This window comes from Halorhodospira sp. M38, from assembly GCF_022227985.1.
GTDB classification, from domain to species: domain Bacteria; phylum Pseudomonadota; class Gammaproteobacteria; order Nitrococcales; family Halorhodospiraceae; genus Halorhodospira; species Halorhodospira halophila_A.
The window spans coordinates 43,291-67,521 of sequence record NZ_JAJNQP010000012.1 but is presented as its reverse complement, the minus strand read 5'-3'; the positions used below and the strand labels follow the sequence as shown (position 1 = coordinate 67,521).

Here is a 24,231-nt window from a genome sequence, read left to right as displayed (position 1 = left end):
CCGGGCGATCCGCGCCCCAGGGGCAGTCGAGCGCTAGAAGTCGACGCGCACGCCGCTGGCCACCGCCCAGGTGGAACTGCCGGCGTCCAGATCGACCCGGTCCTCATTGCCCTCCGGACCGGCCACCCGGCCGTGGTACCAGGGCACCAGCTGGGAATCCGAGTCGTTGTTCAGGTTGGCGTAGGTGACGTAGAGCCGGGTGCGCTCATCGGCGTGGAAGACGGCACCAATCACCGCCATACGCCCACCGTGGCCGCTCTCGTCCACGTCGATGGCGTAGTACTGCCCGCGCAGCTCCAGGTCATCGGCCAGGCGATAACGGGCGCCGAACCCGTACCCGTCGGCGTCCTCGTATTCGTCACCAGCGACCTCCCACGCCTCTTTGGAGCGCTGGCCAAAGCCGATCAGCGTCCAGTCGTCGCCGATCACCCACTCGGCGCCGAGCCGGAAGGCCTCTCCCTCGTCATCGTCGTCTTCCCCGAAGAACCGCTCGGTGCCAAAGGCCAGGCGCAGCGCCGGCCACTGATAGTCGACCACCGCCGCGTAGGCCTGGCGCTCGTTGTCGTCCGCCGGCGGGTCGTCGTCCTCGTCCTGGGTGTCGAAGCTGTAGTGCAGATCAAAGCCCCACCCCTCGCCCTCCGGCGTGGTCAAGCGCACCCCGGCCGGGAAGCGGCTGTCGAAGTGCGGCTTGTGCTCGCCGCGCAGGATGTTGCGCGAATCGCCCATCTCGCCGCTGAACAGATCGAAACGGCCGCGCAGGTCCTTGACCGCCGAATTCATGTAGCCCAAACGCAGGGTGCCCCAGGAGTCGCGAAGGCCAAGCAGGGCGCTGCGCGAGGCCCACTCCAGGCCGTCGCCGCGGTTGAAGGCGATCTGCTGCTCGACCTCGCCGAGGACGGTCAGCCCGGTCTCCAGCTGGTGCTCGACGTCAAAGCCCAGGCGACTGGAGTTGCTGGCCAGATCCCAGGCATCGTATCCACCACCGCCGTAGCGCTCGATGCTCAGGTTCAAACGCCCGTAGACGTCCCAGTCCACCGCCAGCGCCGTCGCCGGCGCCAGCAGGGGCAGCGCGGCGAGCAGCCGCCAACCGGATGCGGGGCGCCAACGCCCCATGCGGATCACTCCCATGCAGTGCTCCTTGAAGACCGTTGGTAGGAACCGGCGCCGTGCGCCCCTCCGGCGCGCCGGCACCGATGGTTGCAACCGGGCGGGATTGTAACCCGGCGCTGGGCGGCGGATCAGGCGGCCGCGCCCGGGCGCCGCCAGGCCCAGAGCAGCAGCGCCACCCCGCCGAGGATCATGGGCAGGGTGAGGACCTGGCCCAGGGTCAGCCAGCCGAAGGCGAGGTAGCCGATGTGCGCATCCGGCATACGGAAGAACTCGACGAAGGCGCGGAAGCCCCCGTACGCCGTCAGGAACAGACCGGTGACCGCCCCGCGGGCCCGCGGTCGGGCGGAGAACCACCACAGCAGCACGAACAGGGCGATCCCCTCCAGCCCCATCTGATAGAGCTGCGAGGGGTGGCGCGCCTCGTCACCCAGCGGTGGGTAGACCATGGCCCAGGGGACCTCGGAGGGCCGGCCCCACAGCTCGCCGTTGATGAAGTTGCCCAGCCGCCCGGCGCCGAGGCCGATGGGCACCAGCGGCGCGGCGAAGTCGGTCAGGCGCAGCAGCGGGATCCGGTAGCGCCAGGCGTAGACCCCCAGCGCGGCGGTGACCCCGAGCAGCCCGCCGTGGAAGGACATGCCACCCTCCCAGAGCCGCAGCAGGGAGAGCGGGTCGGCGGCGAGGCCATCCAGGTTGTAGAAGAGGTGGTAGCCGAGCTTGGCGCCGACAATCACACCCAGGGCGCCGAAGAAGACCAGGTCGTCCACCTGCTGCCCGGTCACCGGGCTGTCCGGCCGACGCGCCCGCCAGCGACCCAGCCCCCAGGCGGCGAGGAAGCCGACGACGTACATCAGGCCGTACCAGTGGATGGCCACCGGCCCGAGCTGGATGGCGACCGGGTCGATATCGGGATAGACGAGCATGGGCGGAGACTAGTGGAGAGCGCCGCGGCAAGGCAAGCGCGACCGACGCCGGCTCAGCCGCCGGTGTCGAGGCGCAGGGAGAGGTCCACCGCGTGGACGTGCTTGGTCAGGGCACCGACGGAGATACGGTCCACGCCGGTGGCGGCCAGACCGCGCACGGCGTCCAGATCCACCCCGCCGGAGACCTCCAGGGCCACCCGCCCGGCGGCCTGCTCCACCGCCTGACGGATGCCGTCGGCATCGAAATTATCGAGCATCACCACATCGGCGCCGGCGGCGATGGCCTCGTCGAGCTGCGCCAGGTCCTCGATCTCTACGGTGATCGGCGTCCCCGCGGCGCGCAGGCGCGCCACCTCAACGGCCGGGGTGAGCCCGCCGCAGGCGGCGATGTGGTTCTCCTTGATCAGGTAGGCGTCGAACAGCCCGAAGCGGTGATTGTCGGCCCCGCCGGCGCGCACGGCGTACTTCTGAGCGGCGCGCAACCCGGGCACCGTCTTGCGGGTATCGAGCACCCGCACCCCGGTGCCGGCCAGGGCATCGGCGTAACGCCGTGCCGTGGTGGCGGTCCCGGAGAGGAACTGCAGGAAGTTCAGCGCCGTGCGCTCGCCGGTGAGCACCGCCCGGCTCGGCCCCTGGATCCGACAGACCTCGGCGCCCGGCTCCAGCCAGTCACCGTCGCCATGGCGCCAGCGCACCCCCACGGCCCGGTCGAGCTGCCGGAAGACCTCATCGAACCAGGCGCTGCCGCAGAGCACCGCCGCCTCGCGGGCGACGACACGGCCCTCGGCCTGCCGGCTGGCCGGCACCAGGGCCGCGGTGAGATCACCGCCGCCGACGTCCTCGGCCAGGGCGCGGGCGACGTCGTCACGGATGGTTTCACGGGGAGGGAGCGGGATGGGCATGCTTGATCAGGATTCCGTGGGCACGATTCACAGGGTGCAGCGTACCCGGGGTCAGGGCAAGCTGGTGGCGATCACGGCGCGCAGGAACAGCGCCTTGAGGTAGTCGGTCTCGGGGATGGCCGGATGGATCGGGTGGTCGGCGGGGAGCCCGCCGCGCTCGAGGATACGCACCGAGCGATCCAGATGCCGCCCGGCGGCCAGCAGGATCCCCGACAGCCGCTCCTCGGGCAGGTGGGCCGAGCAGGAGCAGCTGAGCAACACGCCGTCGCGGCCGAGCAGACGCAGCGCGGCCTCGTTGACGCTGCGGTAGCCGCGCTCGCCGGCCTTGCGGTCGCGGCGGCGCTTGATAAACGCCGGTGGGTCCACCACCGCCACGTCGTAGCGCTCCCCCTCCTGCCGGGCCACCGCCAGGTAGTCGTTCACCTCGCCCTCGACCACCGTCACCCGGTCGGCGACGCCGTTGCGCTCGGCGTTGGTGGCGATCCGATCACAGGCCTCGGCGGAGCGCTCCACGGCCACCGCCTCGCGCGCCCCGGCCACAGCGGCGGCGATGGCGAAGCCGCCGGCGTAGGCATAGGCGTCCAGCACCCGAGCGTCGCCGGCATAGGCCGTCAGGCGCTGGCGATTGCCCCGCTGATCGTAGAACCAGCCGGTTTTCTGCCCGCTCACCGCCGGCACCTGGAAACGCAGGCCCGCCTCGCGGACCTCCAGCTCCTCCGGACCGGGCGCGCCGAGCCACTCCACCCGCCGGTCGAGCCCCTCGCGCTCGCGCACGTTGTTATCCGCCCGCCAGAGCACATGCGCCGGGCCGACCACCTTCGCCAGGGCATCCAGGACTTCGGCCTGGAGCCGCTCGATGCCCGCGGTGTTGGGCTGAACCACGCAACAGTCGCCGAAGCGATCGACGACCAGCCCGGGCAGGCCGTCGGCCTCGCCGTGGACCAGCCGATACCACGGCTCGGCGAAGAGGCGCTGGCGCATGGACAGGGCCACCTGCAGGCGGTGGACCAGGGTGGAACGATCCAGCGACACCTTGGCGTCGCGGCTGACCAGCCGGGCGCAGATCAGCGAGTTGGGATTGACGTAGGCGCAGCCGAGGGCCTTGCCGCGGGCATCCTCCACCACCACCTGCTCGCCGGGGGCGAAGCCGCGCAGGGGGGTACGGTGGGTGTCTACCTCGTTGCTGAAGATCCACAGATGACCGGCGCGCAGGCGCCGCTCCTCGCCGGATTTCAGGCGCAGTACGGGTCGCTGCTCCATGGGGCCTCCTGAAAGGAAGCCCGGTATTCTGCGGTGCTGTCGCGCGGCACGCAATCGCACCCGGTCCGGAGCGGCGCCGATGCCCATCACCATCCGGCGATTGCTTCTTGTTAAACTGACGCCATCGTATTGGCCAAGCTGGAGCGACACCCGTGCGCATCAAGTCCGCCCCCGTCGTCATCCTCTCCGCCGCCCTGGTCACCGCCCTGCCGGCGACCTCCGTCACGGCGCAGACCGCCTATGTCGGCGACGAGATCAGCATCTCCTTCCGCACCGGTGCCGGCTCGCAGTACGCCATCGAGCGCTTCCTGAGCACTGGCGCCCCCCTGGAGGTCCTCGACCCCCCCGAGGATGCCGAGGAGCGCTTCGGCGAGGCGGCCCTGGAGGACTGGATCTACGTCCGCGACAACCGCGGCGACGAGGGCTGGGTGCAGGAGCGCTTCCTGATGGCCGAGGCGCCGGCCCGGGTGCGCATCGGCCGGGTTGAGGATGAGCGCGACGCCGCCCTGGAGCGGATCGCAGAGCTGGAGGACGAACTGACCGGGCAGGCGGAAGAGAAGGACGCCCTGAGCGAGGAGCTGGCCGAGGCCGAGGCGCGCATTGAGGAGCTGGAGGCCGACCTGGAGGCCGCCAGCGACGGCTACGAGCTGGTCGAGGCCAACGAACAGCTCCAGGAGCGGGTGGAGCGGCTGCTCGAGCGCAACGAGCAGCTGGAGGAGCAGAACTCCGCCCTCGCCGAGCGCAGCCGCCAGGAGTGGTTCCTGGCCGGCGCCGGCGTGCTGGTGGGCGGGCTGATCCTCGGACTGATCCTGCCGCACCTGCGCCCGCGCCGCCGGGACAGCTGGGGCGGCGGGCTGTAACGCCGTGACCGCCCCGCTGCCGGCCCTGCACGAGATGATCGCCGAGCTGGTCGCCGAGCCGTCGGTGAGCAGCGTCGAGGCGGAGCACGACCAGGGCAACCGTGGCATCACCGAGCGGCTGGCCGGCTGGCTCGAGGATCTGGGCTTCGACTGCCGCATCGAGGCCCTGCCCGGCCGTCCGGAGAAGACCAACCTCACCGCCACCCTCGCCCCAGCGCGGGCACCGGAGCGGGGCGGACTGGCCCTGTGCGGGCACACCGACACCGTCCCCTGCGATCCGCAGCGCTGGTCCGGCGACCCGTGGCGCCTGCGCGAGGTGGACGGCCGCCTCTACGGACTGGGCGTGACCGACATGAAGGCGTTCCTGGCCCTGGCCGTCGAGGCGGCCCGCGAGGTCAACCCGGCGCAGCTACAGGCGCCGCTGACCCTGCTCTGCACGGCGGACGAGGAGAGCGGCATGGACGGCGTGCGCGCCCTGCTCGACGCCCACCCGGAGGGCCTGGGCCCACGCCATGCAGTGGTCGGCGAGCCGACCCGCAACCACCCGGTGCACGTGCACAAGGGCATGATGATGGAGGCGCTCCACATCGAGGGGCGGGCCGGGCACTCCAGCGACCCGCGCCTGGGGCGCAACGCCCTGGACGCCATGACCCGGGTGCTCAACGCCCTGATCGCCTGGCGCGAGGAACTGGCCGCCACCCACCGGGACGAGCGCTTCGCCGTGGCCCACCCGACCCTCAACCTCGGCCACATCCGCGGCGGCGACAACCCCAACCGCATCTGCGGCGAGGCGGAGCTGCACATCGACCTGCGCCCCCTGCCCGGCATGGATCCGGCGGCACTGCAGCAGGAGCTCGACCGGCGCCTGGCCGAGGCCCTCGGCGACGACGCCGTACACCTAACCCGCCGCCCCCTGTTCCCGGCCCATCCGCCCATGGCCACGCCAGCGGACGCCGAGGTGGTGCGCTTCGCCGAGTCGGTCACCGGCCACCCGGCCGGTGCCGTGGCCTTCGCCACCGAGGCGCCCTACCTGGCCCGGCTGGGCATGGACGTGGTGGTCCTCGGCCCCGGCGAGATCGAGCAGGCCCACCAGCCCGACGAGTCCATCGCCATCGAGCGTCTGGCGCCCACCGTGGCGCTGCTGCGCCGCTTCATCCACCGCTTCTGCCTGTAGGCCGCGGAGCCCCCATGCGTCTCGCCGACCTCGATCCGCAGCAGTTCGTGGAGTGGTTCCGCCACGCAGCGCCGTACATCAACGCCCACCGCGGGCGAACCTTCGTCGTCGCCTTCCCCGGCGCCGCCGTCGAGGGCCCGCGCATCGACGGCCTGATCCACGACCTGGCGGTGCTGGCCAGCCTGGGCGTGCGCCTGGTGCTGGTCCCCGGCGCCCGCCCCCAGGTGGAGCAGCGCCTGCGCCGCCGCGGCCTGGAACCGCGCTACGCCCAGGGCAGCACCGGCCTGCGCGTCACCGACGGCGACGCCCTGGAGTGCGTGCGCGATGCCATCGGCGAGGTGCGCACCCGGCTCGAGGCGCGCCTTTCCACCGGCGTGGCCACCTCACCGATGGCCGGCCTGCGCCTACGCGTAGCCTCGGGCAACGTCATCACCGCCCGCCCGGTGGGGGTGCGCGACGGCATCGATCACCTCTACACCGGCGAGGTACGCCGGGTGGACGCCGAGGCCCTGCGCCGGCGCCTCGACGACGGCGACGTGGCCCTGGTCTCGCCGCTGGGCTACTCGCCCACCGGCGAGGCGTTCAACCTCTCGGCCGAGTCCGTGGCCCGGGCCGTGGGCGAGGCGCTAGCGGCGGACAAACTCATCCATCTGACCCGGCACGCCCCCCTGCGCGACGCCGACGGCGCCCCGGTGCGCGAACTGACCCCGCGCGAGGCGCGGGCCCGCCTGGACGCCGGCGGGCTCGCCGACGACGCCCGGCGCCTGCTGCACAGCGCCCACCAGGCCTGCCTGGGCGGCGTCGGCCGGGTCCACCTGCTCGACCGCACCCAGGACGGTGCTCTACTGCTGGAGCTCTTCACCCGGGACGGCGTGGGCACGCTGATCGCCCCGGAGCCCTTCGAGTCCCTGCGCACCGCCGGGCTCGACGACATCCCCGGCATCCTCGGCCTCATCCGCCCGCTGGAGGAGAGCGGCGCGCTGGTCTACCGCCCCCAGGAGCTGCTCGAAGAGCAGATCAGCGCCTTCACCGTGGCCGAGCGCGACGGCGCCGTAGTCGCCACGGGCGCCCTGCTGCCGTGGCCGGCCGAGGATGCCGGCGAGATCGCCTGCCTGGCCGTGGACCCGGACTACCGCGGCGCCGGGCGCGCCGACGCCCTGGTCCGCCGCCTGGAGCAGCAGGCCCGCGGCCACGGGCTGCACCGGCTGTTCGTGCTCACCACCCGGGCCGAGCACTGGTTCCGCGAGCGCGGCTTCGAGCCCGCCGCCCCGGAGGCCCTACCGGCCACGCGGCGGGCGCTCTACGATCGGACCCGGGGCTCGAAGGTCCTGGTCCGGGACATTCCGTGATCCGCCAAACCTGAGGAGTGCTTCGGGCTGATGCGCGCCTATCTCGATCTCGTCCGCCACGTCATGGAGCACGGCCACCGCAAGGCCGACCGGACCGGCACCGGCACGCTGTCGATCTTCGGCCACCAGATGCGCTTCGACTTGCAGGCCGGCTTCCCCCTGTTGACCACCAAACGGGTCTTCTGGCGCGGCGTGGCCGAAGAGCTGCTGTGGTTCATCCGCGGCAGCACCAACGCCCGCGAGCTGGAGGAGCGCGGGGTGCGGATCTGGTCGCCGTGGGCCGACCCGGACGGCGAGCTGGGACCGGTCTATGGCGCCCAGTGGCGCAGCTGGCGCGCGGCGGACGGCGGCGAGATCGATCAGCTCCGCCAGGTGCTCGAGCAGCTGCGCGAGCGCCCCGACTCCCGCCGGCACCTGGTCAGCGCCTGGAACGTGGGCGAGCTTGAGCGCATGAACCTGCCGCCCTGCCACCTGCTCTTCCAGTTCTATGTGGCCGACGGGCGGCTCTCCTGCCAGCTCTATCAGCGCAGCGCCGACCTGTTCCTGGGCGTGCCGTTCAACATCGCCTCCTACAGCCTGCTAACCCACCTGGTGGCCCGCCACGTGGGCCTGGACGTGGGCGAGTTCATCTGGACCGGCGGCGACTGCCACCTCTACCTCAACCACCTGGAACAGGCTCGCGAGCAGCTCGGCCGCGAGCCGCGGCCACTGCCCACCCTGCACATCGACCCGGCGGTCACCGACCTCTTTGCGGTGCGCTTCGAGCACCTGCAGCTGACGGGCTACGACCCCCACCCCAAACTGACCGCCCCGGTGGCGGTGTGAATCTGCAGCCAATAACTCCGATATGCCATCATGAGGCGTGATATGACGCAGTTTTAAGCGCGACCCACGGCGACCTCAGGATGCCAGCATGGCCGAGACACCCGCGAAGCCGCAGCACAATTCCAACTACCAGCGACTGCGCACTCAGCGAGCGCAGGCTGCGCGGGATCGCGTACTCCCTCTTGCTCATGAGGCATTGGGACGCCTTCAGAAGCTTGGAGTGGAAGCCCGCGTGACGGGATCGCTGGCACGGGGCACATTCCACGAGCGCTCGGATGTCGACTTCCTGATCATCCGATTGCCCGATGAGGAGCTGCGGTATCGGCTGGAGCGCGTCATCGAGGAGGCGATGGACGGCATCCCCTTCGATGTCGTCTATCTCGATGAGGTCAGTCACCCCGAACTCCGCCGACGATTCCTTGAGGCCGCCCGTGACCGAAGCAATCTGGCGTGATATCGAGATTGAACTTGAACGTCTCGAGCGCGAGGAAGGGTTCACGCAACGCTTGCTCCAGGAAATGCCCGAAGACCCGCCGTCGGACTCTTATGTTGAATGGCGGGATAAGAAGGCGCTCTCCGATGCCGTTGAGTCCCTCTACACCGGGATGGAACGAGTCCTGAACATCGTTGCCGAGCACTGCGATGGAGAAGCGCCCGCCGGCCGCGACTGGCACCGGCGCCTGATTGACCGCCTTGCCCACGAAGGCGCCGACAGCCAACGGCCGCCATTGCTCTCATCGGAGACCGCCGAGCGGCTCCACGATCTACGCGGTTTCAGACATCGCTCCCGCCAGGGCTACGGCGCTGAACTCGACTGGCGGAAAACGCGCCGGGCCGGAGGCGACGCACTCGACGCACTAACCGCCTTCCGCAACGACCTGCACGTGTTCGGGCGAGCACTCGGCCTGCACGACCATTAACCCTCTTCCACCGGGGAACGGATTCATGGAAATCGTCCTTGTCGCTATCGTCGGCCGCAACGGCGTCATCGGCGCCGACGGCGACCAGCCGTGGCACTTCCGCTGCGACCTGCAGCGCTTCAAGGCGATCACCCGCGGCCACCCGGTGATCATGGGCCGGCGCACCTTCGCCGCCATCGGCCGTCCGCTGCCGCAGCGGACCAACATCGTCCTCAGCCGCGATCCGGCCTTCGCCGCCGAAGGCGTCGAGGTGGCCGCCGACGCCGAGGGCGCCCTGGCCCGCGCCCAGGCGGCGGCCGGCGGCGAACAGGTGTTGATCCTCGGCGGCGGAGTGGTCTACCGGCTCTTCCTGCCCCGGGCCCACCGGGTGGAGCTGACCGAGGTGGACGACGCCCCGCCCGGCGACACCACCTTCCCGGCGCTGGGCGACGACTGGCAAGAGAGCGCCCGGGACGAGGCCGAGGAGGACGGCTACCGCCTGACCTTCCGCACCCTGACCCGCCGCGACGGCTAACACCCGGAGGCGCCGTGTACCAGTACCTATTCGGCCCCGTCCCCTCCCGCCGTCTGGGCATGTCCCTGGGCGTGGATCTGGTCCCGCACAAGGTGTGCAGCTTCAACTGCGTCTACTGCGAGTGCGGCCGCACCACCCGCCTGACCGTCGCCCGCGACGCCTACGTGCCGCTGGAGGCGGTGACCGCCGAACTCGAGCACTACCTCGCCCACCACCGCCCGCCGGATTTCTTCACCTTCTCCGGCGCCGGTGAGCCCACCTTGAACCGCCACCTGGGCGAGGTGCTGGCCTTCATCCGCGAGCGCGCGCCGCAGGCGCGCACCGCGGTGATCACCAACGCCAGCCTGATCGACGACCCGCAGGTGCGCGCCGAGCTGGCCGGCGCCGATGTCGTCATGCCGTCGCTGGATGCCGCCACCGAGCGAACCTTCCGGCGCATGGACCGCCCCTCGCCGCGGGTGCGCCTGCAGCCGCTGCTCGACGGCCTGGTGGCCTTCCGCGACCGCTTCAGCGGTGCCATGTGGCTGGAGGTGGTGATCCTCCCCGGCCACAACGACCACCCCGAGGACCTCGCCGCCCTGCGCGAGGCCCTGGCGCGCATCCGCGCCGACCGCATCCAGCTCAATACCCTCGACCGCCCCGGCACCGAGACCGACCTACAGCCCGCCCCGCGCGAGCAGTTGGAGCGAATCGCCGCCGAATGGGGGCTGGGGAACGTCCACGTGGTCGGCGCCGCCCCGCCCCCTGCCACCGAGGCGGGCTACCGCAGCGATGGCGGCGCCAGCACCGTACTCGCGACCCTGGCCCGCCGCCCCTGCACCGCCGACGACCTGGCGCACCTGCTCGGCCTCCCCACCGACGAGGTGACCGCACGCCTGGCCACCCTGGAGGCAGAGGGGCAAATCACCGCCGTGGTGCAGGAGCGCGGGGTGTTCTACCAGGCCACGGACCGCGCCGCCCGGGGCGAGGCGGAGTGACGTCAGGGACTTGGGTGCCGCGAAGCCGCGCACGCCTTCAACCACTACTGCAAGAGGCCTGCGAAACTTATTGAAAATGTTGCGCCATTCCCCACCGGACGTATTGCGCCGATCCTCGGCCATCGTGTAAAAGGTGGCGTATCCGCTGAGCCGCTTGAGAAGGCTCAACGGAGCCCGTGACGCGGGGGCACTCAAGCATCGCCGGCACCGGCCGACAACGACTGGTGAGGGACCGGCTCGCGGAAACGGCGGCCCCGGCTGACAGAACGAAAAAACAGAAGCGCAGAAAACGACGAGGAGCACCCCTATGAAGAAACAACTCATCACCCTGGCGACGGCCACCGCCATGGCCGCCCCGGTGGCCGTCCTTGCCGACAGCCACGACGACGGCATGAGCTGGTTCGACCTCTACGGTCGCGCGCACCTCTCCCTCGACTTCGAAGGGTACGACAACGACGCTGGCGATGCTGGCAGCCTGCAGGTTCATGACCGCCGTTCTCGGCTGGGCATTCAGGGCGAGAATGAGCTGGACAACGGCGTCACGGCCTTTTACCAGTACGAGATCCAGATGAACCTCGACAGCTTCGAGGATCTGCAAAATCTGCTGGAGAACGGCGACGCCATGCGAGATACATTCGTCGGGTTGCGGTCGGACGAACTCGGCCAACTCCGCGCTGGTCGCTTGGGGATCCTGAACAGCATCGCCTACGGCCCCGGTAACTACTTCGCCACGCAGGCGGGGGATCCGGCCAATATCCTGGCCACCGCCACTCCACTGCCGGCTCGCTACGGATTCGTTCAGGACGACCCGCTTGACTACCAAGACCCGAACGATCAAGGTGGCGACCGTCCCGACGGCGACAGCAGCATCGCGGTCGAATACGAGACTCCGGCGTTTGGACCGGTTTCTGCGCGAGCCATCCTCATGCCCTCCCACGTCGACGTTGATGGGGATCAAGAGCACAACTGGATGGTCATGGTGGACTACTCCGACGGTCCGCTGTCTCTACAGGGCACCGTTGCTGAATGGTATACCGTTGGCGTAGAGGACGACGAGGCTAATCCGAATACCCCCGACCTCGTGCCGGACGGTGACCTTGACGACAGTTCCATGGTCTTCGCGATCCAGGGCAACTACGACCTCGGCGGCATGAATGTCGGCGGCGGCGCGCTGACGGTCAGCGCGGACGAGGACGACAGCGACAACAGCGCGGTCTGGTTCGGTGGCAACATGCCGGTTACCGACCGTGGCACTGCGAAGGCCCAGCTTTCGCACCTGAGCGGGGATCGCAGCGACTCCGACGCCAGCATCTTCGCGGTGGGATACGACTTCGCCTTGGCCGAGCGCACCACGCTCTACGGCGTGGCGTCGTTCGTCAACAACGACGATGAGCAAGGGATCGTGCCGCACAGCTACGCATCCACAGCGCCGTCAACCGGCATCGGTGCCGACGAGAGCGGCACGGTTGTGTCCGGCGGCATCATCCACAACTTCTAAAGCGGTCCTCACCCGCACAACAAGAAGCCCCGGGTGCAACCGGGGCCTTGTCTGACTCCAGGGCGCCTACGGGCGCCCTTTTTTTGTGCCGGGATCGGGCTAGTCGAAGTGGGTGCCGGGACGGGCCTCGACCTCGGCGGGCAGGCGGTAGCCGTGCTCCATGGCCGTGCCGCCGAGACCGACGAGCAGCAGCGGCCGCAGGCCCTCGCCGCCGGCGGCGATGCGCGCGCTGACCAGCCACGGGCCCCACTGCCCGCCCAGCTCGAGGAAGGGGTAGCGATTGGAGCTGCGCCCGCCGGGCATGGGGACCGCGCTCTCGTCGTCGTCCCAGCGGCTGCGTTCCCACGCCTGGTTGGCGGTGAGCCAGCCCACGCCCGTCTCGCCCAGGGGCCGCCACAACCCGGCGCCGATGGTCAGCTGCACGGTATCCAGATCGACGTCATCGCGCTGGCCGGCGGCGCTCTCCACCCGGTAGCTCACACTGCGCAGACCGAGACTGCCGCTGGCGGTAACCGGCAGGCGATCGGCGAAGTACTGCCCCTGAACGCCGAAGTGGAAGTTGAGTTCGCCGTCGCGCTCCACCCGGGTAAGCCCATCGAAGCCGTCCGGGCGGTCGCTGTAATCGACCCCGCCGTCGCTGCCCGGCAGGCGGTAGCTGTCGTAGGGCTCGCCGCCAAGGCTGCCCACGCTCACGCCCCAGCGCCAGCCGTAGTGGTAGGGGTGGCGGTAGCGCGGCTCCTTGTAACGGCGCTCGATGCGCTGGTCCGGGCGCAGCACCAGCTCATCGACGACGTCCTGGTAGTCGGGGTCATCCCGGGTGACGCGCACCGTGTACGCCCCCGCCTCGGCGGGGCGACGGATGGCACCGGGCTCCTGGTGGTCGTGGCTGTCCAGGCGGATGACGCTGTGCCGGCCGGCGGCACGCAGGTCCAGGTGGCCGTACTGGCGCTCGGTCAGGCGGGCCGAGAAGTAGACCGCCGGACTCCGCTCGCCGACTTTCACCGTGGCCGTTTCGCCGCGGTACTCGGCGGTGTCCAGTACCCGGATCCGGTAGCGCTGCCCCGGACGCACCGGCACCCGTGCCGGAGTGACGTAGTCGCGTCCGTCGATACGCACCACGGCCCCACCCGGCTGGGTGTGCAGATAGAGGGTGGCGCGGTCGAGCTCCGCCCACGCCTCCGGCTGCAACGCCACCAAGCAACAGAATTGGGCGGGCAGTCCGGCGGGCTGATCCGGGGCACCGAGGACCTGGACGCGGATCTCGCCACCGAGACCGCGCAGACTGCGCGCCGCTGTCCGGCCGTTGTCGTCGGTGAGCAGGGTCATGCCGCCGATGCGCAGCTTGAGGTTGGGCTGTGGGCGCAGGGAGTGGCGGTCCACGGCCACGAAGCGGACCTCGCCGTCGGTCACCACCGGGATCACCTGCAGTTGCGCGGCGGCCTCCCGGGCGGTCTCCTCGAAGTAGGCGGCGAAGGTGGTCTCGCCCAGGCGGGGGCTGTAGAGTCGCTCATCGCCCACGCCGGTGCGCACCACCGTCTGGTGGCCCCGCGCCGCGCGGGCGAAGCGCTGCCCGGGGCGGTCCTCGGGCACCGCCTCGGTGAGCTCGAACTGCGCCATGGCCGGGGCGTTGCGCCGGGCCTGGGCGCGCAGCCGATCCATGCGCGCATCGGGCAGGCGAACCCGGACGTACCACCCTTCGGCCACCCGCTGCTCGGCCACTACGCTTGCACCCTCCAGGGCGACGTGGCTCACCGAGGCCACGGTGGCGGTGAGTTCCAGCTCGGTGTCCCGCTCCACCTCGTCCCCGGCGACCTCACCCCGGCGTTGCAGGCTGCGGAAGACCTCGCGCTGCTCGCCGCGCACGGCGGTGACCACCTCGCCGGCAATCTCGTAGAGGGCGGACTGCCGTGCCTCGTCGGGGGTCTCGCCGGTGCCGTGCCCGTAGGTGTAGCCGGGCTCGGCCGCCGCCCGGCCCTGCTCGCGCAGTTCGGCAGCATCTGGGTGGCGATCACCGAGCCAGGCACACCCGCTGCCGAACATTATCCCCCCAACCAGCAGCAGGGCGGCGGCGAAACGTGGCAGGCGGCCCGGCACGGGAGCCCCCGTCACCGCTGCTGCATGCGGTCGCGGTGCTCGTCCCGGGCCCGTTCCAGATCCTGCTCGGCCTGCTCCCGCTCCTCGCGGGTCTCGGCCTCCTCCAGGGCGCGCTCGGCGGCCCGCTCGCTGGCGCTGCGCTCAACCCGCTCGGCACAGCCGCCGAGCAGCAGCGCGCCGAGCAGCGGGATCAACAACGTCCGGCCACGGCGCATGGTGCCCCCTACTGGTTGACCCGCTCGCGCAGCCGGTCCAGGTGGTTCTCGGCGGCGCCGCGCAGATCCGAACGCAGCCCATCGTCGTCCTCGGCGCCGATGGCGCGGAAGTAGGCGTCGAAGTCCTGCTCCAGATCGTACTGCGACATCACCACCCAGCGGCCGTCCTCGGTGACGTCGGTGCGTTTGACCTGCACGCCGACCAGGGTCTGGTCGATCCACTGCTCGGTGCTCTGCTGCAGCTGCTGCCGGGTGCGCGCGCCCTCCTCGTCACGGCCCAGGTCCTGACGGTCGAAGTATTCGCTGTTGAGCGCCTGGATGGTCTGGGTCAGCTGCTCGGCGATCTCGGCGGCGGCGTTGGTGCGCGCCTGGCGGCGCATCTGATCCGGATAGTCCGGCTCGGCCTGGGAGACGCCGAAGCCGTAGACCACCATGGACTCCTCCGGCGTCTCGCGCTGCACGTACCAGCCGGGCAGCCCCAGGCGCTCCTCGGCCTCGGGCTCGGTCTCGGGCGGCTCGTCGGGGGTGGTGCCGCAACCGATCAGGGTCGCGGCCAAGGCGCTGGCCGCCAGCAGGGCGGGGAAACGGTTCAGGGGCATGGATCCTCCGGGGTGAAAGCCGCTTCGTGGATGGTCTCCACCAGTCCCTACTATAGCCCAATCACCCCTGCTGCGCGCCGGGTATCCGGGCTAGAAGATGCGGCCGAAGACCATGTGCACGCCGGCGCTGCCGCCGGTGTCCGCGTGCAGGCCGACGTAGCCGGTGCGATCGACCATCAGATCGAACTGGGTGTAGGCGCCGGTGAGCCGGTCCTGCTCGAAGCCGTCGCGTACACCATTCACGTACTGATCGCCATCGATGGCACTGAGGTAGCCGCCCACGCTCCAGCGCACCGGGCCGACGCGCACCACCGGCCCGAGCCGCGCCTGCAGCTCGGTCCACTCGCGCTCGACCTCGCGGCCGTTGCTGCTGCCGTCGGCGTCGTGCCAGGTGTAGCGGACCTCGCCGAGCAGGCTCACCGGCTCGCGGTGGAACAGGTGCGAGCGCACGCCGGCGCCGATGTAGTAACCGCTGAGCCGTGTGGTGTCGGCCACCTGGCTGTCGGGGGCGGGGCCGGGGTCGTCCACCCGGGAGCGCATCCAGCCGCCGAACAGGCCGGGCTGGATCTGCGGGTTGCCGACCTCGAAGAGCTGGAAGCCGACGCGGCTGGTGCGGTGCTCGACGGTGCGATCACCGTAGTCGAGGTCGGTCTGGGCGTGGGCACCGCTGATGCGCAGATCCACGTCGTATCCGCGCTCACCCTGGTAGCCGTGCGCCGACGCCGGGCCGGCCACCGCCATCACCACGGCGGCGATCAGCGGGGCACGGACGCGGCGGCGCGGGAGGGTCATGTGCGCTTCATGGCCTCGAAGAACTCGGTGTTGGTCTTGGTGTCCTTGAGCTTGTCGAGGAGGAACTCGATGGCGGCGACTTCGTCCATGTTGTTCAGGAGCTTGCGCAGGATCCAGGTCTTCTGCAGCTCCTCCGGCGTCATCAGCAGTTCCTCGCGGCGGGTCCCGGAGCGGTTGAGGTGGATGGCCGGGTAGATGCGCTTCTCGGCGATCTTCCGGTCCATGTGCAGCTCCATGTTGCCGGTGCCCTTGAACTCCTCGTAGATCACCTCGTCCATGCGCGAGCCGGTCTCCACCAGCGCGGTGGCGAGGATGGTCAGGCTGCCGCCCTCCTCGACATTGCGCGCCGCGCCGAAGAAGCGCTTGGGCCGGTGCAGGGCGTTGGCGTCGACACCGCCGGTGAGCACCTTGCCGGAGGACGGCACTACCGTATTATAAGCGCGCGCCAGGCGGGTGACGGAGTCGAGCAGGATGACCACGTCCTTCTTATGCTCGACCAGGCGCTTGGCCTTCTCGATGACCATCTCGGCGACCTGGACGTGGCGCGAGGCCGGCTCGTCGAAGGTGGAGGAGACGGTCTCGGCGCTGAGCACCGAGCGGGCGAACTCGGTGACCTCCTCGGGCCGCTCGTCGATGAGCAGGACGATGAGGTAGCACTCGGGGTAGTTGTAGGTGATGCTCTGGGCGACGTTCTGGAGCATCATCGTCTTGCCGGCCTTCGGCGGCGAGACGATCAGGCCACGCTGGCCCTTGCCGATGGGGGCGACCAGATCGATGACGCGGGCGGTGAGGTCCTCGGTGGAGCCGTTGCCCCGCTCCATGCGCATGCGGTCGCGGGTAAAGAGCGGCGTCAGGTTCTCGAAGAGGACCTTGTTCTTGGCCGCCTCCGGCGGCTCGAAGTTGATCTGGTCAACCTTGAGCAGCGCGAAGTAGCGCTCGCCATCCTTGGGCGGGCGGATCTTGCCGGTGATGGTGTCCCCGGTACGCAGCGCAAAGCGCCGGATCTGGCTGGGCGAGACGTAGATATCGTCGGGCCCGGCCATGTACGAGGCATCGGCGGAGCGCAGGAAGCCGAAGCCGTCCTGGAGGATCTCGAGGACGCCGTCGCCGTAGATGGAGTCGCCGTTCTTGGCGTGGGCCTTGAGGATGGCAAAGATGATGTCCTGCTTCCGGGAGCGGGCAGTGCCCTCAATGCCCATGGACTGGGCGATCTCCAGGAGTTCGGTGGCTGGCTTTCTCTTGAGCTCGGTGAGATTCATGGTTCGCTTCGGCGTGGGGAGGGTCACGGGGGCGCCGTCCCGCCGGAGGTCCGCAGGGGCGCGGTAGCGCGGGACTGCATCCGGGGGCGGCGCCGCGGCGGTTTCGCTACAGGTTGCTGTCGATGAACGCGGTCAGCTGGGACTTGGACAGGGCGCCGACCTTGGTGGCCTCGACGTTCCCGCCCTTGAACAGCATCAGCGTGGGGATCCCGCGGATGCCGTACTTCGGCGGCGTTTCCGGGTTCTCGTCGATGTTCAGCTTGACCACCTTGAGGCGGTCGCCGTAATCGGCAGCGATCTCTTCGAGAATGGGGCCAATCATTTTGCACGGGCCACACCACTCGGCCCAGTAATCCACCAGCACCGGCACGCTGGCTTGAAGCACTTCCTGCTCGAAATTCTGGTCGGTGGCGTGCACGATTGCGTCGCTCACGGTAGAAGACCTCCAGGTTCGATTGCGTCGATATGGGCGGAGCCGCTGCGCGGGGCTCGGAAAATTGGAAACCGCTCGCTGATTGGAACCGAGGATCCCGACAAGGGGGCCGAATGCGGGATTGGGCGCTGCGCTGCCAAAAGAGCCGGTGCGCGACGCGCGGTTGTAGTAGGACGGAAAATAGCGGCCCTCGGCCAGCGTGTCAACTGCGCTGGCAGGCGCCGAGCGCTTCGCAGCAGCGCAGACCACGCTCTGCCACCTGTTTGAGGTCGCGCAGGGCGTCGTGGGCGGCGAGGATCCGCTCCTGGGTCTGCTCGCCGGCGCCTTCGTCGGCAATGGCTGCGGCGCGTGCCGAATCCGCCGCCTGCTCGAGTTCGATCACCCGGGCGCGGAAACAGCACAAGCGCTGACACTCGACGCAGTTGAGTGTCGCCTCACTCTTGCGCAGCAGCTCCTCGAACACCGCCCGCAGCACCGGCGAGGCGCCCGGGTCGCTGCAGACCGCCGCCACCGCCTCGGCGACGCAGTGGCTGATACGGGTCAGCTGCGCTTCCACCTCTTCCAAGGGGGCCATGGACTCGGCCAATTCCGGTTACCTCCGCTACGGGACAGGCTATGATCCTCTAATGATGCGGGTGAGACTCCACAATCACAAGTACCCCGCTGGCGGCCTAGCGTCGCGCCTCCCAGGGCAGGCGGTCGGTAATGCGCGCCCAGTCGTAGGCCGGGTCGCCCACGGCGATGAAATCGGGATTGAGCAGCGACGCCCCGGTGTTGTAACGCAGCGGCTCCCCGCCGACGTCCATCAGGCGACCGCCGGCGGCCTCCAGCACGCACTGCGCCGCACCGGTGTCCCACTCGCAGGTGGGCCCGAAGCGCGGGTACAGGTCGGCCTCGCCCTCGGCAATGCGGCAGATCTTCAGCGAGCTGCCCACCGAGAGTTCGCGGTAATCGCCCAGCCGGGCGAGGATATCGGACACCGCCGCCTCGCGGTGGGAGCGGCTGACCACGGCGGTCAGCGGCGGCTCAGCCGCCCGGGTGCGGATGCCGCGCCGCTCTCCGCCGGCCTCGCGCCAGGCACCGGCGCCTGCCGCAGCCGCCCACGTCACCCCCAGATCCGGGGCGTGCACCACGCCGAGCACCGGGCGACCGCCGTCGACCAGCGCGATGTTCACGGTGAACTCACCGTTGCGCTTGATGAACTCCCGGGTGCCGTCCAGCGGGTCGATCAGCCAGTACTGCCCCCACGCCGCGCGCTCGGCCGGCTCGATGTCCTCGCCCTCCTCCGAGAGCTGCGGCAGATCGGGGGTCAGGCCGCCCAACCCGGCCCGGATGGCGTCGTGGGCCGCCTGGTCGGCCCGGGTCAACGGGCTGTCGTCCGCCTTGGCCTCCACCTCGAAGTCGGCGGTGCGGTACACCGCCATGATGCGCTCACCGGCCTGCTCGGCGATCTCCTGCACCGGCGCCAGCCAGCGCTGCCACTGTTGCTCTGCCATCATCCCTTCCGTGTCGTTCGGGCGCGCATTACGCCGTGCGCGCCGCCAGGTGATCCCGCGCCAGGAACAGCGCGGTAATCGAGCGCGCCTCGGTCAGATCGGCCTGCCCGAGGAGCCGTTCCAGCTCTTCCAGCGGCCAGGGCACCACCTCGATCGGCTCCGGCTCATCACCGGGCAGGGGATGCTCGTAGAGCCCCTCGGCGAGGATGAGCTGCGTGCGGTGACTGAAGTAGGCGGGCGCCAGGGTGACGCTGCGCAGCACGGTGAGCCGCTCGGCGCCGTAGCCGACCTCCTCCATGAGCTCGCGGTTGGCAGCGCGCAGCGGGTCCTCCTCGGGCTCCACGCGGCCTTTGGGCAGCCCCAGCTCGTAGCACTCGGTGCCGGCGGCGTACTCGCGGATGAGCAGCACCTCGCCACGGGTGTTCACCGGGACCACCAGCACCGCCCCGGCTGCGCTGCCCCCCAGTCGCTCGTACTCCACCTCGACGCCGTTACGAAAGCGCAGCCCCACCGACTCGATGCGAAACAGCCGCGAGCGGGCAACGGTGCTGCGGTGGAGCGTCTCCGGGTAGCGATCGCTCATCGGCCCTGCCTTTCTTCGCGTCGGGCCATTGTACATCCCCCGCCCCGGCGGCGGCGAGCGCCGCCTCAGGCGGCCAGGCGGGCGGTGTGGGCGGCGATGACCCGCTCCTCGTCGGTGGGGATAACCCAGGCGCGAAGGGCGCTGCCCGCCGCGGTCAGCCGGGGTCCACCGGCCTCGTTGGCGGCGCCGTCGAGCTCCAGGCCGAGCCAGGCCAGCCCCTCGAGGATGCGCCGGCGCACCGGCGTGGCGTGCTCGCCGATCCCGGCGGTGAAGACCACAGCGTCCAGCCCGCCGAGGACCGCAGCCAGGCCACCGATCTCGCGCAGCGTACGGTGGCAGAAGAGATCCACCGCCTCTTCGGCGGCCGGGTCGTCGCTGTCGAGGAGCACGCGCATGTCGGCGGAGAGCCCGGAGACGCCCAGCAGCCCGGACTCGCGGTAGAGCAGGCGCTCGACCTCCGCCGCCGTCATCCCCTCCTGCTGGAGCAGGTGCAGGATCACCCCGGGGTCGATGTTGCCGCAGCGCTGCCCCATGGGCAGACCGTCCAAGGCGGTAAAGCCCATCGTCGTGGCCACGCTGCGCCCGCCGGCCAGGGCGCAGAGGCTGGCGCCGGCGCCCAGGTGGGCGACCACGGTGCGCCCTGCCGCGGCGGCCGGATCGTATTCCGGCAGGCGGGCGGCGATGTACTCGTAGGAGAGGCCGTGGAAGCCGTAGCGGACCACCCCGCGCTGCTCGAACGCCCGCGGCAGGGCGAAGCGCTGGGCGACCGCCGGCTGGGTGCGGTGGAAGGCGGTATCGAAGCAGGCCACCTGGGGCAGTTCCGGCGCCACCCGGCGCACCGCTTCGACAGCGGCGAGGTTGTGCGGCTGGTGCAGCGGCGCCAGGGGCTCGAGCTGGTGCAGGGCCTCGAGCACCGCCGCGTCGATGACCACCGGCGCGCTGTGCGCCTGGCCACCGTGGACGATGCGGTGCCCGGCGGCCACCAGATTCAGCTCGCCCAGATGGGCGCGAACCGCGTCGAGCACGGCCGACAGCGCCGCATCGTGGTCGGCACCGGCCCGCAGCTCGCGGGTGGCGACCGCCCCCTGCAGATCATCCACGTGCAGCCGTGCCGCGGCCCCGATCCCCTCCACCTGGCCACGCAGGTGCAGGGTCAGGGCGTCTTCATCCCCGTGCCGGTAGACCGCGTACTTGACGCTGGAAGAGCCGGCGTTGAGGACGAGGATGGCGTCGTCGGGCATCGGGCCGCCTCCGGCTAGAGGTGAGCCAGACCGCGGCGCTGGCGGTCGGCCACCAGCAGCGCAATGGCGCAGGAGGCCAGCCGGGCGATGACGTCATCGGCCCGGGAGGTGAGCACGATGGGCACCCGGGCGCCGAGAACGATCCCCGCCGCCTCGGCATCAGCCAGGTAGTAAAGCTGCTTGGCCATCATGTTGCCGGACTCGAGATCGGGCGCGATGAGGATATCCGGGTTGCCGGCCACCCGCGAGTGGATGCGCTTGGTCCGCGCCGCGCTCTCGGAGATGGCGTTGTCGAAGGCCAGCGGGCCGTCGAGCAGACCGCCGGTGATCTGCCCCCGGTCGGCCATCTTGCACAGCGCCGCGGCGTCGAGGGTCGAGGGGATCTCCGGGTTCACCGACTCGGTGGCCGAGAGGATGGCCACCTTGGGCTCGGCCACGCCGAGGGCGTGGGCCAGCTCGATGGCGTTCTGGCAGATATCCCGCTTGCAGGCCAGGTTGGGGGCGATGTTGATGGCCGCGTCGGAGATCAGCAGCGGGCGCGGATAGGTGGGCACATCCATGGCGTAGACGTGGCTGATGCGCCGCTCGGTGCGCAGCCCCTTCTGCCGGCTGACGACCGCGCCCATGAGCTCGTCGGTGTGCAGCGAGCCCTTCATCAGGCCCTCGACCTCGCCGCGGCGGGCCAGGTCCACGGCCACCTCGGCGGCCTGGTGGGAGTGCTCGACGTCGATGATCGGCGTTGCCCCCAGCTCCAGCCCCGCCTCGTCGGCGGCGGTGCGGATCTTGTGCTCGGGCCCGACCAGGGTGAGCGTCATCAGATCGTGCTCTGCCGCCTGCATGGCGCCCTGTAGAGCCAGGGCGTCCACCGGGTGGACCACGGCGACGCGCATGGGGGTCAGGTCGTCGGCCATGCGCAGCAGACGGTGGAGCTGACGGCGCCGCCCCTTGCTAGTGCCCGCCAGGCTGCCCGGCTCGCCGTTGATGCGCTCGGTGGGCACGCGCACGGTGATCTGCCCGCTGATCACCGGGTCGCCGGTGTCCTTGACCGCACGGGCGGCGATCACCGCCTGCCCGGTCTCGGCATCCTTCTCGACCACCTCCAGGGTGATGGTGACCACGTCGCCGATGGCGACGCTGCCCTGGTAGATCAGTTCCTGCGCCACCGGCTGGGTGCCAGGGCCGGGCAACTCGGTACACACGGCGTTGACCAACATCGTCCCCGGCCACAGCCCCTCGCCCAGGGTGCGCACGTCCTGGTGGTTGAGCCGGCTGGTGGTCTCCACCTGCTGGCCGGTGTGGAGCTCGTCGAAGAGGAAATTCTGCACCGTCATCGAGACACCCCGGCTCACGGCTGCAGCACGTAGGTGCCGGGGGCATCGGTGAGCGGCTGGTACGACCCCTCGCTCTGCCCCAGGCCCGGCGGCGCCACGCGGCTGCCCGAACGCTCGCGCAACCACTGCTCCCACTCCGGCCACCACGAGCCCTGCTGCTCCGTCGCCTTCTCGAGAAAGACATGGGAAGGCACGTAGGGATCACCGACCCGCCGCGCCAGGCTGCGGTAGATGCGGCGGGGATGCCCCGGCGGCGTGACGATGCCGGCGTTGTGGCCGCCTGTGGTCAAGGCGAAGGTGACATCGGCCCGGGGCAGGAAGCGGTTGATCTTGTAGACCGAGCGCCAGGGCGCGATGTGGTCCTTTTCGGTGCCTACGGCAAAGGTCGGCACCTGGATATCGCCGATGTGGATCGGCTGACCACCGACGTCGTAGCGATCCTCGACGAAGTCGTTGTTCAGGAAGAGATCGCGCAGGTACTCGCTGTGCATGCGATACGGCAGCCGGGTGGTATCGGCGTTCCAGGCCATGAGGTCGATCACCGGGCCGCGCTGACCCATCAGGTAGTCGTGGATCAGCCGCGAGTAGATCAGGTCCTTGGAGCGCAGCAGCTGGAACGCACCGGCCATCTTGGCGCCGTCCAGGTAGCCCTCCTCCCACATCATGTCCTCGAGGAAGGTGACCTGGCTCTCGTCGATGAACAGATCCAGCTCGCCCGGCTCGGTGAAGTCGGCCTGGGCGGCGAGCAGGGTCATCGTGGCTAGGCGGTTGTCACCGTCGCGGGCCATGGTGGCCGCGGCCAGCATCAGCAGCGTGCCCCCCAGACAGTAGCCGACGGCGTGGATCTGGCGCTCCGGCACGATGGTCGAGACCGCATCCAGGGCGTCCATGACACCGTCCCGGCGGTAGGTGTCCATGCCCAGGTCACGATCCTCGCGCCTGGGGTTCTTCCAGGAGATGACGAAGACCGTATGCCCCTTGCTCACCAGGTGCTCGATCAGCGATTTGCCCGGGCGCAGATCGAGGATGTAATACTTCATGATCCACGCCGGGCAAATGAGAATGGGCTCCGGGTAGACGGTCTTGGTGGCGGGCTCGTACTGGATCAGTTCCATGATCCGGTTGCGGTAGACCACCTTACCCGGGGTCGTGGCCAGGTTTTCACCCACCTGCCAGTGCTCCGCACCCACGGGCGGCCGGCCACTGAGGCTACGCTCGGTATCCTCAAGCAGATTGGCGAAGCCCTTGACTAGGTTGGCGCCGCCCTGGTTGAGGGTCTCCTCGAGCACCTCGGGGTTGGTGGGCAAGAAGTTGGAGGGGGAGCAAAAATCTAGGGTCTGGCGCCCAAGGAAGTTGACCACGTCCTCATGGTGCTGGGTAACCCCGCGGATGCCCGTGGTTGCGCTGTGCCACCACTGCTGGCTGAGCAGGAAGCCCTGCTCCATCACATCGTAGGGGAAGCGCTGCCACTGCTCTGCAGCGAAGCGGTCGTCGCCGCTCCAGGGCTTGGCGCAGGGCTCCGGGCAGCTGCCGGTCAGGCGGCTGAAGACGTAGGCGTTGTAGCGCATGGTATGGCGCATCGCCTCGTCCATCAGCGCGAACTGCTTGCCTGGGTGGGTAGCCAGGTGGACGGCCCAGTCGAAGGTGGCCAGCGACAGCGCCGCCGGCGAGAGCCCGAGGGTCATCCGGCCCAGGCCGGCGTGAAACAGGCGATCGATGGTCAGCGCTTCGCGCTCACCTTCCTCGAACTCGGGCATCAGGGGGTGGACCATGGTGGGGCTTCCTCGACGTTACCAACAGGCGGTGCGCGGCGCCGGCAGGCGCCGTGTCGCACTGCACAATCTGGCTCCAGCGACGCCCCATGTCAAGGAACGCCCCT

At 70.1% G+C, this 24,231-nt stretch carries 25 protein-coding genes; 9 read left to right on the top strand and 16 right to left on the bottom strand.

The annotated features are described in order from the left end of the window. Positions 1–33 precede the first annotated feature (33 nt). The 4 genes from LRA98_RS08635 to LRA98_RS08620 form a co-directional block, all read right to left on the bottom strand. Positions 34–1,128, bottom strand: a complete 1,095-nt coding sequence (locus tag LRA98_RS08635; protein WP_238633917.1) for a porin — start codon at positions 1,126–1,128, stop codon at positions 34–36. A 110-nt stretch (positions 1,129–1,238) separates the two neighbouring features. After that, positions 1,239–2,030, bottom strand: a complete 792-nt coding sequence (lgt, locus tag LRA98_RS08630) for a prolipoprotein diacylglyceryl transferase (RefSeq protein WP_238633916.1) — start codon at positions 2,028–2,030, stop codon at positions 1,239–1,241. A 53-nt stretch (positions 2,031–2,083) separates the two neighbouring features. Continuing rightward, the gene (gene nadC / locus LRA98_RS08625; RefSeq protein WP_238633915.1) at positions 2,084–2,932 is read right to left on the bottom strand and encodes a carboxylating nicotinate-nucleotide diphosphorylase; all 849 of its coding nucleotides are present in this window, start codon (positions 2,930–2,932) and stop codon (positions 2,084–2,086) included. Positions 2,933–2,983: 51 nt separating this feature from the next. Further along, positions 2,984–4,192, bottom strand: a complete 1,209-nt coding sequence (locus LRA98_RS08620; protein ID WP_238633914.1) for a class I SAM-dependent rRNA methyltransferase — start codon at positions 4,190–4,192, stop codon at positions 2,984–2,986. A gap of 152 nt (positions 4,193–4,344) precedes the next feature. Between LRA98_RS08620 and LRA98_RS08615 the strand changes: the two genes are divergently transcribed. The 9 genes from LRA98_RS08615 (at position 4,345) to LRA98_RS08575 (ending at position 12,309) form a co-directional block, all read left to right on the top strand. Beyond that, positions 4,345–5,052: a TIGR04211 family SH3 domain-containing protein gene (locus tag LRA98_RS08615; protein ID WP_238633913.1), complete on the top strand. Its 708-nt coding sequence runs from the start codon at positions 4,345–4,347 to the stop codon at positions 5,050–5,052. Positions 5,053–5,056: 4 nt separating this feature from the next. Continuing rightward, on the top strand, positions 5,057–6,226 hold the full coding sequence (argE, locus tag LRA98_RS08610) for an acetylornithine deacetylase (RefSeq protein ID WP_238633912.1): 1,170 nt from the start codon (positions 5,057–5,059) through the stop codon (positions 6,224–6,226). 14 nt (positions 6,227–6,240) lie between these two features. Beyond that, positions 6,241–7,575 (top strand): amino-acid N-acetyltransferase, encoded by a 1,335-nt coding sequence (argA, locus tag LRA98_RS08605; protein ID WP_238633911.1) that lies wholly within the window; start codon positions 6,241–6,243, stop codon positions 7,573–7,575. Between the two features lie 30 nt (positions 7,576–7,605). Continuing rightward, complete coding sequence (locus LRA98_RS08600) at positions 7,606–8,400, top strand: thymidylate synthase (RefSeq protein WP_238633910.1); 795 nt, start codon at positions 7,606–7,608, stop codon at positions 8,398–8,400. An 88-nt stretch (positions 8,401–8,488) separates the two neighbouring features. Then, positions 8,489–8,854, top strand: coding sequence for a nucleotidyltransferase family protein (locus tag LRA98_RS13040; RefSeq protein ID WP_274519908.1), 366 nt, complete (start codon positions 8,489–8,491; stop codon positions 8,852–8,854). Then, positions 8,832–9,320: a hypothetical protein gene (locus tag LRA98_RS08590; protein WP_201172287.1), complete on the top strand. Its 489-nt coding sequence runs from the start codon at positions 8,832–8,834 to the stop codon at positions 9,318–9,320. The genes LRA98_RS13040 and LRA98_RS08590 overlap by 23 nt, the downstream gene beginning before the upstream one ends. 25 nt (positions 9,321–9,345) lie before the next feature. Beyond that, positions 9,346–9,834: a dihydrofolate reductase gene (locus LRA98_RS08585; protein WP_238633908.1), complete on the top strand. Its 489-nt coding sequence runs from the start codon at positions 9,346–9,348 to the stop codon at positions 9,832–9,834. Positions 9,835–9,848: 14 nt separating this feature from the next. After that, positions 9,849–10,811 carry a radical SAM protein gene (locus LRA98_RS08580; RefSeq protein WP_238633907.1) on the top strand — a complete coding sequence of 321 codons (963 nt, stop codon included), beginning with the start codon at positions 9,849–9,851 and terminating at the stop codon, positions 10,809–10,811. Between the two features lie 307 nt (positions 10,812–11,118). After that, positions 11,119–12,309, top strand: coding sequence for a porin (locus LRA98_RS08575; RefSeq protein WP_238633905.1), 1,191 nt, complete (start codon positions 11,119–11,121; stop codon positions 12,307–12,309). A 99-nt stretch (positions 12,310–12,408) separates the two neighbouring features. Here LRA98_RS08575 and LRA98_RS08570 read toward each other — a convergent pair whose 3' ends face one another. The 12 genes from LRA98_RS08570 to LRA98_RS08515 all read right to left on the bottom strand — a co-directional run bounded on the left by LRA98_RS08570 (position 12,409) and on the right by LRA98_RS08515 (position 24,124). Then, on the bottom strand, positions 12,409–14,418 hold the full coding sequence (locus LRA98_RS08570; protein ID WP_238633903.1) for a hypothetical protein: 2,010 nt from the start codon (positions 14,416–14,418) through the stop codon (positions 12,409–12,411). Further along, positions 14,415–14,618, bottom strand: coding sequence for a hypothetical protein (locus LRA98_RS08565; RefSeq protein WP_201172308.1), 204 nt, complete (start codon positions 14,616–14,618; stop codon positions 14,415–14,417). Before LRA98_RS08565 ends, LRA98_RS08570 begins: the two co-directional genes overlap by 4 nt. Positions 14,619–14,626: 8 nt before the next feature. Then, a complete protein-coding gene (locus LRA98_RS08560) occupies positions 14,627–15,217 on the bottom strand; it encodes an LPP20 family lipoprotein (protein WP_201172310.1) in 591 nt (196 codons plus the stop codon). A gap of 90 nt (positions 15,218–15,307) precedes the next feature. Next, the gene (locus LRA98_RS08555; protein ID WP_238633901.1) at positions 15,308–16,009 is read right to left on the bottom strand and encodes a hypothetical protein; all 702 of its coding nucleotides are present in this window, start codon (positions 16,007–16,009) and stop codon (positions 15,308–15,310) included. Then, positions 16,006–17,268 (bottom strand): transcription termination factor Rho, encoded by a 1,263-nt coding sequence (gene rho, locus LRA98_RS08550; protein ID WP_201172324.1) that lies wholly within the window; start codon positions 17,266–17,268, stop codon positions 16,006–16,008. Before rho ends, LRA98_RS08555 begins: the two co-directional genes overlap by 4 nt. 106 nt (positions 17,269–17,374) lie before the next feature. Beyond that, complete coding sequence (gene trxA, locus LRA98_RS08545) at positions 17,375–17,701, bottom strand: thioredoxin TrxA (RefSeq protein WP_011814842.1); 327 nt, start codon at positions 17,699–17,701, stop codon at positions 17,375–17,377. A 202-nt stretch (positions 17,702–17,903) separates the two neighbouring features. Then, positions 17,904–18,287, bottom strand: a complete 384-nt coding sequence (locus LRA98_RS08540) for a hypothetical protein (protein WP_201241672.1) — start codon at positions 18,285–18,287, stop codon at positions 17,904–17,906. A gap of 85 nt (positions 18,288–18,372) precedes the next feature. Next, positions 18,373–19,197 carry a 3'(2'),5'-bisphosphate nucleotidase CysQ gene (gene cysQ, locus LRA98_RS08535; RefSeq protein ID WP_238633899.1) on the bottom strand — a complete coding sequence of 275 codons (825 nt, stop codon included), beginning with the start codon at positions 19,195–19,197 and terminating at the stop codon, positions 18,373–18,375. 28 nt (positions 19,198–19,225) lie between these two features. Continuing rightward, positions 19,226–19,780 (bottom strand): ADP compounds hydrolase NudE, encoded by a 555-nt coding sequence (gene nudE / locus LRA98_RS08530; RefSeq protein ID WP_201172330.1) that lies wholly within the window; start codon positions 19,778–19,780, stop codon positions 19,226–19,228. A 65-nt stretch (positions 19,781–19,845) separates the two neighbouring features. Beyond that, positions 19,846–21,021 carry an acetate/propionate family kinase gene (locus tag LRA98_RS08525; RefSeq protein WP_238633898.1) on the bottom strand — a complete coding sequence of 392 codons (1,176 nt, stop codon included), beginning with the start codon at positions 21,019–21,021 and terminating at the stop codon, positions 19,846–19,848. Positions 21,022–21,035: 14 nt separating this feature from the next. Next, positions 21,036–22,352, bottom strand: a complete 1,317-nt coding sequence (locus tag LRA98_RS08520; protein ID WP_238633896.1) for a bifunctional enoyl-CoA hydratase/phosphate acetyltransferase — start codon at positions 22,350–22,352, stop codon at positions 21,036–21,038. A gap of 14 nt (positions 22,353–22,366) precedes the next feature. After that, positions 22,367–24,124, bottom strand: a complete 1,758-nt coding sequence (locus tag LRA98_RS08515) for a PHA/PHB synthase family protein (RefSeq protein WP_238633894.1) — start codon at positions 24,122–24,124, stop codon at positions 22,367–22,369. Between the last annotated feature and the right edge of the window lie 107 nt (positions 24,125–24,231).